The following is a 17,805-nucleotide window of genomic DNA, read 5'->3' on the forward strand; positions in this document are numbered from 1 at the left end:
CCTACCAGGTGAACCTGAGCGAGCCCATCACCGTGCGGCCGCTGCCCCACGAGCAGTAGCTGCTCGAGCACACCTCATACTGCTCGTCGAAGAGGTTGGTGGCGTTGACGGCCGCCTTCCAGCCCTTCAGCTCCGGACGCAGCTCGCCGAGGTCGTAGCGCAGCGCGGCATCGACGAGGGTGTAGGTGGGGTTCTTTATGGTGTTGAGCGGGTCGGCGAAGGTCGGCCCGACATAGCGGACGCCGGCGGCGAGGCCGACGCCACGCAGCATCCCGCTCTGGACGGTATAGTCGACCCAGAGGGCGGCCATTTGCTCGGGGATCTGCGTCGGGCGCTTGCCGAGATCTGTGCCGTTGCTCTTCGTCACCTCGACATTCTGGTAGGTGACGCTGCCGTGCACGCTCAGCCCGTCCGTCAGGCTGGCGACCGCCTCCAGCTCGACGCCGCGCGAGCGCACCTCGCCGGTCTGGACCCGGTAGAGGATGTTGTTGGGATCGGTCGTCGAGACGTTCTGCTGACGCAGGTCGTAGAGCGAGACGGTGACGAAGCTGTTCCAGCCGATCGGCTGGTACTTGACCCCGGCTTCGTACTGCTCGCCCGTCGTCGGCTCGAAGGGCTGGGAGCCGCGCGCCGGCGACGTGGTACCGGCGAGGGGCTGGAACGACGTGGAATAGCTGACGTAGGGCGCCAGACCATTGTCGAACAGATAAGTCAGGCCGGCACGGCCGGTGAAGGCACCGTCGTTCTGGATGGTGGTGACGTTGGTCAGCCGGTTGAGGGTCTCGCTCCGCGCCCGGTCATGACGGCCGCCGAGCGTCAGCACCAGCTTGTCCCAGACCTTGATCTGGTCCTGCACGTAGAAGCCGGCCTGATCCTGGATCTGACGGTTGCGTTGCGCGAAGGTGTAGGGCTCGTTGATCGGCACGCCGTAGATCGGATTGGCGATGTCGAGCGCGGGAGCGAGGCCGAGCTGATTGGAGATGGCCGAGTTCCAGTGCTGGTAATCGAAGCCGAACAGGAACCGGTGACGCGTCGGGCCGACATCAAAATTGACCTGCCCCTGGTTGTCCAGCGTCAGCGCGTTGAGCTTCTCCTTCACCAGCCCCGCCGTCCGCGGCAGCAGCGTGGTGCCGCGCGTGACCGCGCCGAGCCCGTAGACGGAATGGTAGTCGAGCGCGAGCTGGCCGTAGCGCAGGTTCTGGCGCACGATCACGTCGTCGGTGAACTTGTGCTCGAAGCGATAGCCGATGGTGTTCTGCTCTTGCTTGAAGCGATCAAAGGAAGGGTCGCCCGTATAGACGCGTGTCGGCCGCGTTCCCGGTGCAGTATAGTAGAAGTTGTAGCCGGTGACGTCCTGTAGTGCCTCGGCCATCAGCGTCAGCGTCGTCGCCTCGGTCGGCCTCCAGGTGAAGGAGGGTGCGAGGTAGAGCCGGTCGTCGGGCAGCATGGACGACTGAAGATTGTCGCTCGAACGGCCGAGGCCGACGATGCGGTAGAGGTAGCGCGTGTCGCCGGCAACCGGGCCGCTCAGGTCGAAGGAGCCCTGGAGCCTGTCCTGGGAGCCGCCCTGGAGCATGATCTCGCGCACCGACTCGGCCGTCGGCAGCTTGCTGATGCGGTCGACGATGCCGCCCGGCGCATTCTGCCCGTACAGCACCGAGGTCGGCCCGCGCAGCACGTCGATCCGCTGCAGGCCGTACGGCTCCGAACGGAAATAGCTGTAGCTGCGGCCGGGTTGGCGGAGCCCGTCCCGGTAGTCGCCGTTGATGTATTCGTTGAAGCCGCGGATGTAGAGCTGGTCGTAGCGCCCGTCGACGCCGCCAGGCTGAGTGGAGACGCCGGGCGTGTAGCTGACCGCCTCGGCGACGGTCTGCACGTTGCGCGCGTCCATCTGGGCGCGGGTCACCACCGAGACGGACTGGGGCACCTCGACCAGCGGTGTGTCGGTCTTGGTGCCGGCGACGCTGCGGGTGGCGACGAAGCCGACCGTTCCGTCATCGCCGCCGCCGCGGACGTCGATCGTCTCGAGCGCGATGGCACCCGGCGGGGCGGTGCCGACGTCGACGCTCGCCACCCGCTCGACCACGACGGTCCGCGGCGACTGGAAGCGCCAGGTCAGGCCGGTTCCGGCGAGAAGCGCCGAGAGCGCCGCCTCGTTCGACATGGTGCCGGACACCCCGACCGTCCGCAGATTGGCGGCGACGGCCGGCGCATAGCTGACCTGGACGCCGGCCTGGCGGCCGAAGGCGACGAGCCCGGCCGAGAGCTGGCCCGAGGGAACAGCGAAGTGCCGCTGGGCCGAGGCGGATTGCGCGACAGCCGAGGGCGTCGCCGCCAGGGAAGCGGACAACAGCAGAGCGGCCGCAAGCCCGCCTCGTAGCACGACGCGCGCCGCTGGCGCGCCCTTCCGACCCGGCATGACAGAGTTCTCCGATCCCCTCGCGGCGCTGCTCGGTGGCTGCCGCCCCTGGGCGGCTGCAGCGCGTCAGAGTCCTGACGGGGTGGCGGACGAAATTTCTCGCGGCGGGCGCATTTTTTTCCGAGGGATCGTCAAAGCGTCGTCAGGACGGTGAACCAGGGCGAGACCTGCCGCACCTTGCCGCCGTAGGGCGCGACCACGGCCGCAAGCGCGGCCTGCGGATCGGAGAGGTCGAACAGTCCGCTCACCGATGCGTCGGCCAGCGCCGCTTCCGCAATGATCACCCGCCCGCGCTGCCAACGGGCGATCTCGGCGACGATCGTCGCCACGTTCTCCCGGTCGGCGATGAGCAGGCGCTCGCGCCATGCGGCGATCTGTTTTGTGTCCCGGCGGCCGCGCTGCACGGCGCCCTGCTGCGGCCCGAGCGAGACCCACTCGCCCGGCGCCAGGGCGATGGTGCCCGCCGGCCCGAGCACGGCTTCGATTCGTCCGCTCTGCGAGGCGACGAAGCACCGAGCGCCCTCGTGCCTGACTTCGAAGGCCCCGGCGTCGGTGCTGGCCGTCAAGGCTCCGGCCGCGGCGATGAACGGCCGGTCGCCCTCGGCTCTGACCTCGCACAGCACCATGCCGTCATCGAGGAGGACGCGCCGCTCGGTCCGTGAAAAGGCGACGCTGACCGCGCTCTCCGGTCCGAGCGTCATCCACGATCCGTCCGGCAAAGCGAAGCGCCGGATCTCGCCGACGCCCGTCACCTCGTCGGCCCGCCATCGGCGCATCAGGCCCGGCGCCTGGAGCGCCGCCGTGGCGCCGACTGCGACCGCCGCCACGCTGGTCAGCACCTGCCGACGGGAAGGCCCGCCGCGGCGGGGCCGTGCGCCCACGGCGTCGCCCGTGACGCGGTAGACCCGCTTGGCCTCCTCCCAGGCTGAGTGATGATCCGGCCCCCGCGCACAAAAGGCCCGGATCGCCTCCCGGGCGCGCTCGTCCTGCGGCGCCGCTTGCCAGGCCAGGAGCAGCGCCATGGCCTCGTTCCACAGGTCGTCGTCTTCAGGGACAGTTGGCATCGACGCGGGATCCGGCGGCGCGAAACGTCAAGCCCGCCCCCATAGTACGGGACGAACGCGGCGTCGAAATTATCTCCAAACGATCGCCCGTGGCGCCGCCGGCGCCTCAGCGCATGCCGGCCGCGCGCAACCCGTCGCGCACGGCGCCGTAGCCTTGGAGAACCAGCCGGCCGGCGTGGGCCGTCGACATGCCGAGCTGGCCGGCGATCTCCGCCAGGGTCTTCTCACCGAGCCGATGCAGCACGAAGGCCGCGCGGGTGCGCTCCGGCAGGCGCGCCAGGATGTCGATGGTCAGCGCCAGAGCCTCGCGGTCGACCAGCACCGCCTCCGCCGACGGCGCCGGGTCCGCCATCGCGAACAGATCCGCCTCCTCGAGCGACAGCGTCCGCCGCTCGGCGCGGCAGCTGTCGATCGCCAGATTGCGCGCGATCCGTGTCAGATAGGCGGCGTGGTCGCGGGCCAGGGCGCCCTTGTCGATCAGGTTGACGAAGGCGTCATGCACCAGGTCGTCCGCGGTCGCGCGATTGCGGACGAAGCGCTGGATCAGGCGTGTGATCCTGTCGCGCTCCGACAGATACAGCCCGGCGAAATCGACCGTTCGGGCGGACATAGGAAATTGGCTCCTCGGCGTCGCGCTGGCGCAGGTCGCGCTTGGGCCCGCATATCGGAGCGTCCATTGTTGTGCAAACACAATGATTTAGATGAATTCTAAGACTCAAGGGCGGGCGGGAAGCCGGTTGCCGAGGTTTCGGTTCGCGCCCGACTACGGCGCTGCGTCCCGTAAGCCGTTGCCGTAGCTCCGGCACGTCCTGGACACGAGGGCACCGTTGGACGACGCCTCGGCGACAATGGCATCGGCGAGCGTTCTCGACTAAGGGTCCCCCTCCCCTTCCGATGGCTCCCGTTCGACGCCTGACGACATTGCGACATAGACGGAGCCGGCTGTGCCCATCATGACGACGAACCCGGCGCTCGCGCGCGCTTTGGCGGAGCGAGGCTACGACGACCCGACACCGGTGCAGCTCGCGGTGTCGGCCCCCGAGGCCTCGGGCCGGGACCTCCTGGTGTCCGCCCAGACCGGCTCGGGTAAGACCGTGGCCTATGGCCTCGCCATGGCCGACACGCTGCTGGGCACCGACGAGCACTTCGGACCCGCAGCCGCGCCGCGGGCGCTCGTCGTGGCCCCCACCCGTGAGCTGGCGCTCCAGGTCCAACGTGAGTTCGAGTGGCTCTACGCGGCGACGGGCGCGCGCGTCGTCTCCTGCGTCGGCGGCATGGATCCGCGCCAGGAGCAGCGCCAGCTCGACCGCGGTGCCCACATCGTCGTCGGCACGCCCGGCCGCCTGCGCGACCATCTGGAGCGCGGCCGCCTCGACACGTCTGCCGTGCAGGTCGCCGTGCTCGACGAGGCCGACGAGATGCTCGACCTCGGCTTCCGCGAGGATCTCCAGTTCATTCTCGACGCCACGCCGCCGGAGCGGCGCAGCCTGTTGTTCTCGGCGACGCTGCCGCGCGGCATTACCGCCCTGGCCAAACGCTATCAGCGCGACGCCTTGCGCATCGAAGTGGCGAGCGCCGAGGGCGGGCACGCCGATATCGAATACCGCGCCATCCGCGTCGCGCCCAAGGAAGTCGAGCACGCCGTCGTCAACGTGCTGCGCTTCTACGATGCGCCGAGCGCCATCGTCTTCTGCAACACGCGCGAGACCGTCCGGCACATGCTGGCGACGCTTCAGGAGCGGCAGTTCTCCGCGGTCGGGCTGTCCGGCGAGCTCAGCCAGAACGAGCGGAACGCCGCGCTCCAGGCGCTGCGCGACGGCCGGGCGCGCGTGTGCGTGGCGACCGACGTCGCCGCGCGCGGCATCGACCTGCCGAGCCTCGCCCTCGTCATCCACGCCGACCTGCCGCACGACGTCGAGAGCCTTCAGCATCGCAGCGGCCGCACCGGACGGGCGGGCCGCAAGGGCGTCAGCGTGCTGCTGGTGCCGGCGTTTCGCCGGCGCCGCACCGAGGACATGCTAGCGAGCCTGGGCGTGACGGCGGCCTGGTCGGGGCCGCCGACCGCCGACGAGATCCGCAAGCTCGACCACGAGCGCATGCTGCGCGACCCGTTGCTGACCGACGCGCCCAGCGAGGATGATGCGGACGTCGCCCGCACGCTGCTGGCGGCGCACTCGGCCGAGCATCTGGTTGCGGCGCTGGTGCGCCAGTATCGCGCCGCCCTTCCCGCGCCGGAGGAGGTGACCGATCCCGGCGAGACGCGCGGCGCGCGCGAGCGGGCCCCCGGCCGCGGCTTCGCCGGACCGGCGGGGGGCGGAGGCGGCGCCTGGTTCCGCCTCAACCTCGGCCGCCGGCACAGGGCCGATCCGCGCTGGCTGCTGCCCCTGATCTGCCGGCGGGGCAACGTGACGCGCGACGACATCGGCGCCATCCGCATCTTCGACGACGAGACCGCTTTCGAGGTCAGCGCCGCCGCGCTCGATCGCTTCAGCGAGGCGCTGCGCACGCCGGACGGTTCGAACGTGACCGTGGAACCACTTCCCGGCGGCCCTCGCGCGAGCCATCCCGAACGCCCGGGTCGCGGAAGGAAGGCGCGGCAGGACGGGGCGCCCCCGGGCAGATCATTCCGTGACAAGCCCGCGCCCGGCAAGGCAGGCCATGAGCCCCCGCGTGAGCCGAAGCCACCCGGTCGCCCCCCGCGCGGGCCCGGCCGCAGTCGCCCGAACAAGTTCGAGGGCAAGTTCGAGGGTAAGCCGGCGGCAAAAGGGCCTCGGCGCCCCTGAGCGCTTGACCAAGCGATGGTGGCCGCGACCGCGACACCCTTCGCTTCGACACGATTTGGCGGGGAGCCGGAGCATTTCGCCATTGGATGGACCCATCCAATGGCGGAGAAATGCTCATACCCTTTTGAATCTGGAGCTCTTCTCTTGCAATTGGGTGAGTCCACCCAATCGCGAAGCGCTCCGGCCCGCGCGTCTCAGATCGCGCCGCCCAACTCCTGCATGGCGCCGTGACAGGCCGTCAGCAGGCGCTCCACCTCCGCATCGGACAGCTCCGACTGCATGGACAGACGGATCAGCGAGCGATTGGGCGCCGTCGCCGGCGCACAGAAGACGGCGCCGAACACCTCCCGCTTCTGGAGCGCGTCACGCAAGGCCAGGGTCTTGCGCTCGGGGCCGGCCTCGAGCGAGATGATCTGCTCCGACCCGGCCGAGACGTCGTATCCCATCGTCGCCAGCTCGGGCCGCACATGGCTGGAGATGGCGTGCAGCCGCGCGCGCCGCTCGTCTGCGGCCTCGATGAAATCCACCACGCGGCCGAGCCACACCATCTCGTGATCGAGCATGCTGGAGCTGAAGATCGCCGGATAGGATTCCGACGAGAAATAGGATTTGAACTCCGTGGAGCAGGTGATCAGCCCAGCCCGGGTGGCGCAGGCCTTCGCCAGGCTCGCCGTCCGGAAATGCACGGCGTCGCAAAGCCCGTGCTCGACGACCAGGCCGCGGCCCTGCGGCCCATGGGTGCCCAAGGAGTGCGACTCGTCGACGACGATGACGCAGCCGGTGCGCTCCGCCAGGTCGACGAAATCCGCCAGCGGGCACAGGCTCCCGTCGGTGCTGTAGACCGTGTCGACGATCAGCACCCCGGGGCCGTTCCGGCTGATCTTCTGCTCGGCGTGCCTGGCATTGTTGTGGGCGAAGGCGAGCGCGCGCGCGCCGGACGCATGCACCCCGCGCCACAACGACATATGCGCCATCATGTCGATGTAGACGGGCACACTGGCGTCGGCGATCGTCTGAATCAGGCCGACATTGGCCGCCCAGCCGGATTGGCAGAGAACGGCATCCTCCGCCCCGAGAAACCGCGCCAGCTTGGCCTCCGTGCGCGCAGCGACGGTATCGCCATGGGAGAACACAGCCGACATCAGCAGTTGAGAGTCAGGACGTGGCGAAATTCGAGCCGGCGAAGCAAGCCCATTCCGCCCCAGCACCGAGAGGTAGTCGTTACTGGATAGTATTATGGCATTCTCGCCTGGATTCAGGCCATGCAGAAGGTGACCACCGTTCCAGTCATTCTTGATCCGATTCCAGTGCTTCTGCACTCTAGAAGATATGTACTCCGGAAGATCTGGAACCTGCCGCTCATAGAAGTCGCTTTTCAACGAAGAACCGGCCACCATTACGGAACCTCTATCTTTGAAAAGAGCAAATCGTTATTTTTCTTTGCATTCGTCTGAATTTGCGACTTCATAATTCAGGTATAAAAATATTTTACGACAAGGCGGCTAAACAGGATCATTTTTCCCTGGAGCGGCAGAAATGGTTACGCCTGCGAGAAGCCGCACGTCGGAGCTGGCGCCGACGATGATTATGCGACGCATGGCGCGCGCTCGCGATTATCAAAATATTGCTACGATAACTGTATCTTGCCGCGAAGCGATGCGGCTGTCACAGCTGTGGCGCGGACCTTGCGCGCGGCCGCTGTGGCCGCGGCGCCCGGCGACGGCACGCCGCGCTGGCCCCGGCGGCGCGTCGGCATCCACCGGCCACGTTTCCCCCAGCCATATTTCCACCGGGCGGCCGCCCGTGCCAGATGCGCCCGGCAGCTCCGCTCACGCGCCGGTGAAGCGTGGCGGGCGGCGCTCGACGAAGTGACCGATCCCCTCGCGGAAGTCGGCGCTGAGGAAGCTGAGCGCCATCTCCGCCTGCGACACGGCGACCGCCGGTCCGAGGCCCCGCATCTGGTCGTCCCAGAGCTGGCGCTTGATGACCTTGAGCGAGCGCGGCGACACCTGGGTGGCGAGCAGTTGGGCGTAGGCCCTGGTCTCGTTCATCAGCTCGGCGCCGGGCACGACACGGTTGACCAGCCCCATGCGCAACGCCTCGGCGGCATCGACGCGCCGGGCCGAGTAGAGCAGGTCGAAGGCGTTGGGCAGGCCGACGAGGCGCGGCAGCAGCCAGCTCATGCCGTGCTCGGCGATGGCGCCGCGCTGGGCGAAGGCCGTAAAGAAATAGGCTTCGCTCGCGGAGAAGCGCAGGTCGCAGTAGAGCGGATAGACCAGCCCGATGCCGGCGGCCACCCCGTTGAGCGCGCAGATGATGGGCTTGCTGATGGACGGGAAGTAGCTGTCGGGCCCGTGGAAGTCGACCGGCGCGCGCGGATCGAAGGCGCCGGCCGGCGGCACCGCATGGCGATCGCGGTCGGCGCCGATGTCGCTCAGCAGGCCCATGTCGCCACCGGCACAGAAGCCGCGCCCCGCGCCGGTGAAGATGATGACGCGGACGGACGGGTCATCGTCGGCCTGCCGCATGGCCTCGCGCAGGTCCTCCGACATGCGGCGCGTCCAGGCGTTCAGCTTCTCGGGCCGATCGAGCGTCACGGTGGCCACGTGCTCGTCGACCTCGTAGCGAACCTGTTCGAGCGCCATTGGCTGTCCTCCCAGTGGTTATGGCCGCGGCAGGAGCGCCCGCCCGGCGGCTTGGCGGAGCGAGCGTACAACCGCGCGCCCTCCTCCGCATCCCGCGATCCCGGCGAGGCTCGGTCCACCGGCGGCGGGTCAGTCCGGAGACGGATGCCCGGCCGAAGGTCGTCGCAGCGGATGCCCCGCTCCGGGAAATCGTTCAGGCCAAGGCAGAGCTTCTCGATCCGATCGACGAATGAACCTGCACGCTCATGCCCGGATTGCCCAGAAATATAGGTATATGGATTGAATAGATCCCTTTTCGCTGCGGCCCTGAACTGAACCTTAGCGCTCGTCCTTCCCAGCTATCGCCGATGTCTCCGACGTGTCCCACACCAGCGGGAAGCGGCTCGCTCACGGCTGCGGCGCTGCGCTGACCTTTGCGGCACCTGCCGCGCGGCGCCGCGCGCGCCAACCGGCCAGCCGGTCGAGATACATGAACAACACCGGCGTCGTGTAGAGGGTCATGGCCTGACTGACGATCAGGCCGCCGACGATGGCGTAGCCCAGGGGCTGGCGGATCTCGGAGCCGGTGCCGTGGCCCAGCATCAGCGGTACGCCGCCGAGCAGGGCCGTCATGGTGGTCATCATGATCGGCCGAAAGCGCAGCAGACAGGCCTCGCGCACGGCCTGCTGCGCGTCCAGCCCCTCGCCGCGCATGCGCTCGATGGCGAAGTCGACGATCATGATGCCGTTCTTCTTGACGATGCCGATGAGCAGGATGACGCCGATCAGCGCGACGATGGTGAAGTCGAAGCCGAAGGCCCTGAGCGCGACCAGCGCGCCGAGCGCTGCGGAGGGCAGCGTCGACAGGATGGTCAGCGGGTGGACGTAGCTCTCGTAGAGCACGCCCAGGATGATGTAGATGACGATGAGCGCGGCCACGACGAGCAGCGGCTCGCTGGCGAGCGAGCTCTGGAACGCCTGCGCATTCCCCTGGAAGCTGCCGACAAGGGTGGCCGGCGTCCCCAGGCCGCGCTCGGCCGCCCGGATCGCGTCGACCGCCTGGCCCAGCGCCACGCCCGGCGCCAGATTGAAGGACAGCGTCACCGACGGGAACTGGGACTGATGGTTGATCGACAGGAAGGTGGTCGGCGCGGTGGTCCATGAGGCGAGCGCGCTCAGCGGCACCTGCTCGCCGGTCAGGGGCGACTTCACGTAGAGCTGGTCGAGCGCGTGGGGCGAGTTGCGCGCCTCCGGCGTCACCTCCAGGATGACGTGATAGCTGTTGAGCTGGGTGAAGTACTGCGCCACCTGGCGCTGGCCGAAGGCGTCGTACAGCACGTTGTCGATCAGCTCGGGCGTGATGCCGAAGCGCGCGGCCTGGTCGCGGTCGATGGTCAGCGTCTGCGTGGTGCCGCCGGTCTGCTGGTCGGTGGCGACGTCGGTCAGCTGCGGCAGGCTGCGCAGCTCGGCGAGCAGCCGCGGCGCCCAGGTGTTGAGCTCGGCGATATCGCCGTCCTGCAAGGTGTACTGGAACTGCGTGCGGGCGACGCGGCCGCCGACGTTGAGATCCTGTGCGGCCTGCAGGAACAGCGCCGCCCCCTGCACCTTGGCGAGCTGCGGGCCGAGCCGGGTGATGATCTCGCTGGCCGACGCCTGGCGCTGGTCGCGCGGCTTCAAGGTGATGAACATCTTGCCGTTGTTCATCGTCTGCCCGGGGCCGGCGCCGACGGTGGAGCTTACGGTCGCCACGTCCGGATCGGCCATGACCACGGCGGCGAGCGCGCGCTGGCGGTCCACCATGCCGTCGAAGGAGATGTCCTGGGCCGCCTCCGAGACGCCGATGATGAGGCCCGTGTCCTCGATGGGGAAGAAGCCCTTCGGGATCTGGACGAACTGCACTGCGGTGGCGGCTAGCGTCGCCAGGAAGACGGCGAAGGTGATGCGGTGGTGGCGGAGCGCCACGTCGAGGCTCCGCCGGTAGCCCGCCAGCAGCGCGTCGAAGGCGGCTTCCGACCAGCGGTAGAGGCGGCCATGCTGCGCACCGGCGTGCGGCTTGAGGAAGCGCGCGCACATCATCGGCGTGAGCGTCAGCGACACCGCCGCCGAGATGAGGATGGTCGCCGTCACGGTGACCGCGAATTCCCGGAACAGGCTGCCGACCACGCCCGCCATCAGCAGCAGCGGGATGAAGACGGCAACCAGAGAGAAGCTGATCGAGAGGATGGTGAAGCCGATCTCGGCCGAGCCGTCGAGCGCCGCGGCGAGCGGCGTCTTGCCCATCTCCAGATGGCGGTTGATGTTCTCCAGCATGACGATGGCGTCGTCGACGACGAAGCCCACGGCGATGCTGAGGCCCATCAGCGACAGGTTGTCGAGGCTGTAGCCGAGCGCGAACATCACGCTGAAGGTGGCGATCAGCGCCAGCGGCACCGTGACGCTTGGGATCAGCGTCGCCCAGAAGCTGCGCAGAAAGACGAAGATCACGCCGATCACCAGCACGATGGTGATCACCAGGGTGAGCTCCACGTCGCCGACGGAGGCGCGGATGGTGGTGGTGCGATCGCTCAGCACGTCGAGGTGGATCCCGGCCGGCGCAGTGGCCAGCAGCTGCGGCAGCTCGGCCTTGATCTTGTCGACGACGGCGATGACGTTCGCGCCGGGCAGCTTGTAGACGGCGAGCAGGACGGCCGGCTTGCCGTTGGCCCAGGCGGCGAGCTGCGCATTCTCGGCCCCCTCCACCGCCCTGCCGATGTCGCGCACCCGCACCGGCGCGCCGTTGCGATAGGCGAGGATGGCGTCCTGCCATTGGCCCGCGGTGGTCAGCTGGTCGTTGTCGAGCAAGGTGAACGTGCGCCGCGCCCCCTGGATCGTGCCTTTGGGATCGTTGACGGTGGTCGACACGATGGCGCTGCGCAGATCCTCCAGGGACAGGCCGAGGCTGGCGACCTTGGCCGGATCGACTTGGATGCGCACGGAGGGCTTCTGCTGGCCCACCACCTGCACCTGGCCGACGCCGTCGATCTGGCTGATGTGCTGCTCCAGCACGGTCTCGGCATAATCGTCGACCTTGATCAGGGGCACCGTCTCGGACCTGAGGGAGAGCACGAGGATCGGCGGATCGGCCGGATTGACCTTACGGTAGGTCGGCGGCGACGGCAGGTCGGTGGGGAGCTGGCCGCTTGCGGCGTTGATGGCCGTGAGCACGTCCTGCGCGGCGCCGTCGACGGAGCGGCTCGGCGCGAACTGCAGCGTGATCGAGCTGTTGCCGAGCGTGCTGATCGACGTCATCTGCGCGATGCCAGAGATCTCACCGAACTGGCGCTCGAGCGGCTGCGTCACCGACGAGGCGATGATCTCGGGGCTCGCGCCCGGAAGCTGCGTGGAGACCTGCAAGGTCGGCACGTCGATGTTGGGCAGCGGCGCGACCGGCAGCAGCGGGAAGGTGAAGGCGCCGACCGCGACGAGGCCGGCCATCAGCAGCGAGGTGCCGATGGGATGGCGGATGAACCAGGCCGAGACGGACATGGTGCGCTTTCCTCAACGGGTCGCGGCGTCCGACGCCGAGGCGTCCTGGACCGCCACGTGGGCTCCCGGCGTGACCCGGTACTGCCCGGACACGATCACCCGAGCACCGGCTTCGAGACCGCCCCCTATGACGGCCGTGCCGTCGGCGATCTGGCCGAGCGTGACCGGCACCTGCTGCGCTGCGCCGGCAGCGTCGACGGTGTAGACGAAGGCGCCGTCCGGGCCGCGCTGAACGGCACCCGCCGGCACGGTGACGGCGCTCTTCAGCACGCCGACCTGGATGCGCAGGTCGACGAACTGGCCCGGCCACAGCCGGTCCGCCGCATTGGGGAACGTCGCCTTGACACGGACCGTGCCACTGCTGGGGTCGATCTGGTTGTCGACCAGCGCCAGCGTCCCGCGGTCGAGCAGGGCGCCGCCGCCGCGAGCGCGTGCCTCCGCTGGCACGGGGCCGGCGCTCAGTGCCGCCCGCACCCGTTCGATATCCTGTTCCGGCAGCGGCGCCAGCACCGCGATGGGCTTGAGCTGGGTGATGACCACCAGCCCGGCCGCATCGGTCGGCGAGACGATATTGCCCTGGTCCACCAGCCTGAGGCCCGTGCGGCCATCGAGCGGCGACGTGATCTGCGTGTAGGACAACTGGGTAGCGGCCGCGGCGACCAGCGCCTCGTCCTGGACGATCTGCGCCTGAAGCTGCTCGACCTGGCTGCGCTGGTTGTCGATGACCTGCTGGCTCGCGAACTCGTTCTTGCCGAGCTGGAGGTCGCGCCCGAGGATGAGCTGGGCGTTGGCGAGCGACGCCTTGTCCTGCACGAGCTTGCCTCTGGCCTGATCGAGGGCCGCCTGGAAGGTGCGGGGATCGACCACGGCGATCAGTTGGCCGCGTTTCACGTCCCGGCCCTCGTCGAACAGCACCTGCTGCAGCTCGCCCTCGACCCGCGTCTTCACCCGCACCGTGTTGAAGGCCTGGACGGTGCCGAGGCCGGTCAACATGACCGGCACGTCCCCGATCCGCGCCGCCGCCACCTCGACCGGAGGCGCGGCGGCTGCGGGCCCTCCGTCGGCCGACGCCGGCCCGCCCGCCGCGAGCAGCAGCGTGACGCCACCCACCGCCAGAAGCCTCGCCGCGGCGCCATGGCCGCACCAGCGCGAGCTGGCCTGTCCGCTTGCGATCATCGAAGGCTCCCATCCCGGGTGCTGGCGGACCGGCCGGCGCAGCGATGCCAATCGGCGCGCCCGGCGCCAACGGATCCGCGCCGATGCTTCGGGATGTACCGCCGACGACGGTCAACCTCCCAGTATACGTAGGTTTACGGCCTCGAGGCGCGCCGCCGGGCCCACGCCGATGTCGCCGTTACCGGTTCGCCGTCATCCCGCGCTACAACCATCGTCGCTGGACGAAAGGGACGCGCATGGAGATCCGCCGCTTCATCGACGAGCAACCGTCGGCCGTGATCGAGACAGTCCGGGCGATCGGCCCGCTGCTGGAGGCGCACGACCTCGCCGGCGTCGCGCACGTCGCGCTCGTCGGCTCGGGCTCGTCGCTCAACGCCGGCACGGTCGCGGCGCCGCTCCTCGCCACGGCGGACGGCATCGTGGCGGAGGCGGTCGGCGCCACACCGTTCCTGGCGCGGCGGCCCCCGGCCGCCCCCGGGCGTACGCTCGTGGTGGTACTGACCCAGACCGGCGCGAGCGCCACCAGTATCGCCGCCGCGCGCAAGGCGGCGGCCGAGGGGGCGCGCGTCCTCGTCGTCACGGCCAACGGCGGCAGCGACGCGGCCAAGCTCGCTCTGCCGACGCTCGTGCTGCCGATCGGCGCGGAGACGATCGGGCCGAAGACCAAGGGCTTCACGGCGACCTGCGCGGCGCTGTTCGCCCTCGCCGCCCGCCTCGGCGCATCGGTGCCGGTGCCCGCCGGGCTGCGAGCCGCCCTTGCGGATGCCGTGGCGGCCGCAGCCGGCCGCGCCGAGGCGCTGGCCTCCCGGCTCGACGCCGCCGACCACGTCATGGTGGCGGGCGACGGCGCCAGCCACGGCATCGCGCTGGAGGGCTCGCTCAAGATCGCCGAGGTCGCCGGGCTGCCGACATCGGCCTACACCGTGGAGGAGATGCTCCACGGCCGCCTGCATGGCCTGACCGAGCGGAGCCTGTGCATGCCCATCGCCATGGACGCGCCGGCCCGCGCCGAGGCCGGGCGCGTGCGGGAGGTGATGGCGCCGCTCGGCATCCACGCCGAGCCGGTCGACGCGACGCCCTCGCGCGAACTGCCGGCGCCGTGGAGCGCCATCGCCGCCGCCTTCCTGTTCCAGCAGCTCGCGGTGGCGCTGTGCCTCAGACGGGGACGCAACCCCGATCTCATGCGCTATCCGGGCCTGACCCATCGCTTCGACATCAAGACGGACCAGCAGCCGTGAGGCGCGCCGCCATCGGCATCGACATCGGCGGCACGGCCGTCAAGCTCGGGCTGGTGGACGGCGACGGCGCCATCCTCGCCCGGCGGCAACAGGCCTTCGAGCGCGGCCTCTCCTTTGCGGATGTCGTCGAGCAGCTGGGCCGTGTGGCCGAGGAGCTGCAGGCGCAGGCCGACGGCCCCCTCGTCGCAGTCGGCGTCGCCCTGCCGGGCTACGTCGATCCCGACACCGGCGTGTCGGTCGACGGCACCCATAACGTACCCGCCCTGGCCGGCCAGGCACTGCCGCAGGCGCTCGGCCGGCGCGTGGGCGTCCCCGTGGTCGCGCAGAACGACGGTGTCGCCGCAGCCCGCGGGGAGCTCATGTTCGGCGCCGGCCGCGGCCTCGCCCGCTTCGTCATGATGACGATCGGCACCGGCATCGGCGGCGCCGTCGTCATCGACGGCCGGCCCGTCACCGGCAGCCGTGGCGAGCCGCCGGAGCTCGGCGCGATGGTACTCGATGCCGCGGCTCCGGTGAACTACAGCGGCCTGCCCGGCACGCTCGAAGCCTTCGCCGCGGTGCCCGGCCTCAAGGCCGCCTATGGCCGGGACGACCTCGACGCCGCCGCGATCTTCACCCGCGCGGCCGGCGGCGACGCCGCGGCGGCGGCCGCCGTCGACCAGGTCTGTCGGCGCATCGCCCAGGCCTGCGGCGCGCTGGTGAACGCCCTCAACCTCCAGGCCTGCATTCTGGGCGGCGGCGTCTCGCACGCCGGCGAGCCGCTGCGGGAGGGGGTGGCGCGCCACCTGCCGCGCTTCACCTGGCCGCTGCTGCACCGCGGCTGCGAGGTGCGGCTCGCCGCGCGCGGCAACGACGCCGGGCTGCTCGGGGCGGCGGCCTGGGCCGCATCGACCGTCGCCGGCAGCGGCAAGCTAGGGCCTGGCATCGATCGTTGAGGCCCGCGGGCTGCAATGCAGCTCGACGCGAAGGCCTCCCCCATCGTGGTCCTCGAACTTCAGATCAAAGTCATGGAGTCGGGCGATCGCCGCGACCAGGCTGAGTCCCAGTCCGGAGCCGGGCCGGTGACGGCTGCGGTCCAGGCGATAGAAACGACGGAGGACGTTGCCTCTCTCGTCGTGCGGCACACCCGGGCCGGTATCCCAGATGGTGACGACGGGGCCGGTCGGGGCCCTGGCGACCAGGACACCCACCTTGCCGCCCGGGGGCGTGAACTTGATGGCGTTGTCGACCAGATTGGCGAGCGCCTCGAACAGCAGGTCACCATCGGCGTCGACCGGCGCGGTCGGTTCGGCGTGCCATGAAAACGCAAGCCCCTTCTCGCCGGCGATCGGCTCGTAGAATTCGACGAGGGCTGAAACGAGGGCCGACAAGTCGATGCGCGAGAAGTTCTCGCGTCGACGGGTCTGCTCCACCTCGGCAATTCGCATCAGAGCGGCAATCGTGGCGAGCAACTGGTCCAAGTCGGCCACGGATTTTTGCAGGACGAGTTCATGGGCAGGGTCGCCCGCATAGCTCTTGAGAGTGCGTTCCAACCGCGCCCGGAGTCGCGTCAGCGGCGTCCTGATGTCGTGAGCGATGGCATCCCCGGCCCCCTTCACTTCGGCGACCAGTCGCTCGATCTCGTCGAGCATGGTGTTGACGATCTCGGACAGCCGGTCGAATTCGTCCGGCCTCGATTGAACGGGCAAGCGCTGGTCGAAGCGACCCGCCATGATGGATTGGCACGTTTCGCGCACGGCGGCGACGCGCCTCGCAGTCGCGCGACTGACGACGATGCCGCCGATAAGGGAGATTGCCAGCGCCGGAACGATGGCGAGCGCCATCGCCCGCGTGACGATCTCGGTGATCTCCTCCAGCGTTTCCGTCCTTCGGCCCACGACCAGCGTCGAGCCGTCCGTGAGCTGCGCGGTTACGAGGCGCACGCTGACGTTCCGCTCTCGGCCGTTCCGCAGCAAGGTCACCCGCATCGGCTCCGGCTGGTTGGGCGGCGGGAGCACTGCGGGCCTGGTGCCGATGTTACCGGCCACCCGGCTGCCGTCCGTGGCGAAAACGGCGTAGGCCTTTTCCTCCTGCTGATCCGTTGCCAGGACGCTCTCCCAGCGGGCTTGCAGGGCCGTCGGCTCCTCCTTCGCGAAGCTGCGCACGTCGGCCGACAATTGGGCGTCGATCTGTCTGGTGAGATAGCCGATCGTCTGCCAGTAGAAAAAACCTGCAAGGGCAGCGATGCCGAGGCAGAGAATGGCCGTCGTGCCGGCGACGCGCCGAACACCGGACGGAGCGAGCATTTCAATCCGCCGCACGAAGAACAAACCCCACGCCGCGGACGGTGTGGATCAGCGGCGCCTCATCCGAGGCGTCGACCTTGCGGCGCAAGCGCCCGAGATGGACATCGACCAGATTGGTGCCTGGATCGAAGCGGTATCGCCAGACCTGCTCGAACAGCATCGTCCGCGTGACGACCTGTCCGGCATGGCGCATGAGATACTCGAGCAGTTTGACCTCTTGCGGAACGAGGTCGACCGTTCTCTGGCCGCGCTTGGCGGTGCGGGTCAGCAGATCGAGCTCGAGGTCGCCGGCCCGAAGCACCACCTGCCTCGGGTCGGGCGCGCGGCGCGCCAAGACCTCGACGCGCGCCCGCAGTTCGGCGGGCGAGAACGGCTTCACCAGGTAATCGTCGCCTCCCGCCCGCAATCCCCGGATGCGCTCATCGACGCTCGACAGAGCGCTGAGCACGAGCACCGGCGTGTTGATGCCGTCGCTGCGCAGGCGCGCGAGCAGGCTGAGGCCGTCGAGCTCGGGCAGCAGGCGATCGAGCGTGATGACGTCGAAGCTTTGAGCGGAGGCCTTGGCGTAGCCGTCCGGTCCCGTCGCCGCCCGGTCGATGGTAAACCCGGCGGCGCTGAATTCTTCAGCGATCTCGTCCGCGGTCTCGGCATCGTCCTCGACGATCAATACTTTGATCATGTCTCGCCTCCC

The 17,805-nt window shown here is 69.4% G+C and carries 13 protein-coding genes; 3 read left to right on the forward strand and 10 right to left on the reverse strand.

Translation table 11 applies throughout. From position 1 onward, the window contains the following. Nucleotide 1: 1 nt before the first annotated feature. The 3 genes from ACZ5PO_RS36675 to ACZ5PO_RS36685 form a co-directional block, all read right to left on the reverse strand. Complete coding sequence (locus tag ACZ5PO_RS36675; protein WP_464187801.1) at nucleotides 2–2,419, reverse strand: TonB-dependent siderophore receptor; 2,418 nt, start codon at nucleotides 2,417–2,419, stop codon at nucleotides 2–4. Nucleotides 2,420–2,550: 131 nt separating this feature from the next. Next, nucleotides 2,551–3,483 (reverse strand): FecR family protein, encoded by a 933-nt coding sequence (locus ACZ5PO_RS36680; RefSeq protein WP_464187803.1) that lies wholly within the window; start codon nucleotides 3,481–3,483, stop codon nucleotides 2,551–2,553. A gap of 106 nt (nucleotides 3,484–3,589) precedes the next feature. Then, nucleotides 3,590–4,093, reverse strand: a complete 504-nt coding sequence (locus ACZ5PO_RS36685) for an RNA polymerase sigma factor (protein ID WP_464187805.1) — start codon at nucleotides 4,091–4,093, stop codon at nucleotides 3,590–3,592. Between the two features lie 343 nt (nucleotides 4,094–4,436). Here ACZ5PO_RS36685 and ACZ5PO_RS36690 point away from each other — a divergent pair, with 343 nt between their 5' ends. Continuing rightward, nucleotides 4,437–6,266, forward strand: coding sequence for a DEAD/DEAH box helicase (locus ACZ5PO_RS36690; protein ID WP_464197184.1), 1,830 nt, complete (start codon nucleotides 4,437–4,439; stop codon nucleotides 6,264–6,266). Nucleotides 6,267–6,460: 194 nt separating this feature from the next. On the opposite strand, the gene cqsA is transcribed toward ACZ5PO_RS36690, so the two are convergent. The 5 genes from cqsA to ACZ5PO_RS36715 form a co-directional block, all read right to left on the reverse strand. Further along, nucleotides 6,461–7,663 carry an alpha-hydroxyketone-type quorum-sensing autoinducer synthase gene (gene cqsA, locus ACZ5PO_RS36695; protein ID WP_464187807.1) on the reverse strand — a complete coding sequence of 401 codons (1,203 nt, stop codon included), beginning with the start codon at nucleotides 7,661–7,663 and terminating at the stop codon, nucleotides 6,461–6,463. Nucleotides 7,664–8,095: 432 nt separating this feature from the next. After that, complete coding sequence (locus tag ACZ5PO_RS36700) at nucleotides 8,096–8,911, reverse strand: enoyl-CoA hydratase (RefSeq protein ID WP_464187809.1); 816 nt, start codon at nucleotides 8,909–8,911, stop codon at nucleotides 8,096–8,098. Then, nucleotides 8,860–9,249: a type II toxin-antitoxin system RelE/ParE family toxin gene (locus tag ACZ5PO_RS36705; RefSeq protein ID WP_464197186.1), complete on the reverse strand. Its 390-nt coding sequence runs from the start codon at nucleotides 9,247–9,249 to the stop codon at nucleotides 8,860–8,862. Before ACZ5PO_RS36705 ends, ACZ5PO_RS36700 begins: the two co-directional genes overlap by 52 nt. 49 nt (nucleotides 9,250–9,298) lie before the next feature. After that, nucleotides 9,299–12,415, reverse strand: coding sequence for an efflux RND transporter permease subunit (locus ACZ5PO_RS36710; RefSeq protein WP_464187811.1), 3,117 nt, complete (start codon nucleotides 12,413–12,415; stop codon nucleotides 9,299–9,301). Between the two features lie 12 nt (nucleotides 12,416–12,427). Then, nucleotides 12,428–13,591, reverse strand: a complete 1,164-nt coding sequence (locus ACZ5PO_RS36715; protein WP_464187813.1) for an efflux RND transporter periplasmic adaptor subunit — start codon at nucleotides 13,589–13,591, stop codon at nucleotides 12,428–12,430. A gap of 236 nt (nucleotides 13,592–13,827) precedes the next feature. On the opposite strand from ACZ5PO_RS36715, the gene ACZ5PO_RS36720 reads away from it, so the two are divergent. Beyond that, nucleotides 13,828–14,829 carry an SIS domain-containing protein gene (locus ACZ5PO_RS36720; RefSeq protein ID WP_464187816.1) on the forward strand — a complete coding sequence of 334 codons (1,002 nt, stop codon included), beginning with the start codon at nucleotides 13,828–13,830 and terminating at the stop codon, nucleotides 14,827–14,829. After that, entirely contained in the window at nucleotides 14,826–15,764 is a 939-nt protein-coding gene (locus tag ACZ5PO_RS36725) for an ROK family protein (protein WP_464187818.1), read from the forward strand. The genes ACZ5PO_RS36720 and ACZ5PO_RS36725 overlap by 4 nt, the downstream gene beginning before the upstream one ends. On the opposite strand, the gene ACZ5PO_RS36730 is transcribed toward ACZ5PO_RS36725, so the two are convergent. Both ACZ5PO_RS36730 and ACZ5PO_RS36735 read right to left on the reverse strand, forming a co-directional pair. Next, entirely contained in the window at nucleotides 15,741–17,129 is a 1,389-nt protein-coding gene (locus ACZ5PO_RS36730) for a sensor histidine kinase (RefSeq protein WP_464197188.1), read from the reverse strand. The two genes, ACZ5PO_RS36725 and ACZ5PO_RS36730, sit on opposite strands and share 24 nt — an antisense overlap. Further along, entirely contained in the window at nucleotides 17,116–17,793 is a 678-nt protein-coding gene (locus ACZ5PO_RS36735) for a response regulator transcription factor (protein ID WP_464187820.1), read from the reverse strand. The genes ACZ5PO_RS36730 and ACZ5PO_RS36735 overlap by 14 nt, the downstream gene beginning before the upstream one ends. Between the last annotated feature and the right edge of the window lie 12 nt (nucleotides 17,794–17,805).

Source organism: Chelatococcus sp. KU-N122 (genome assembly GCF_055391085.1).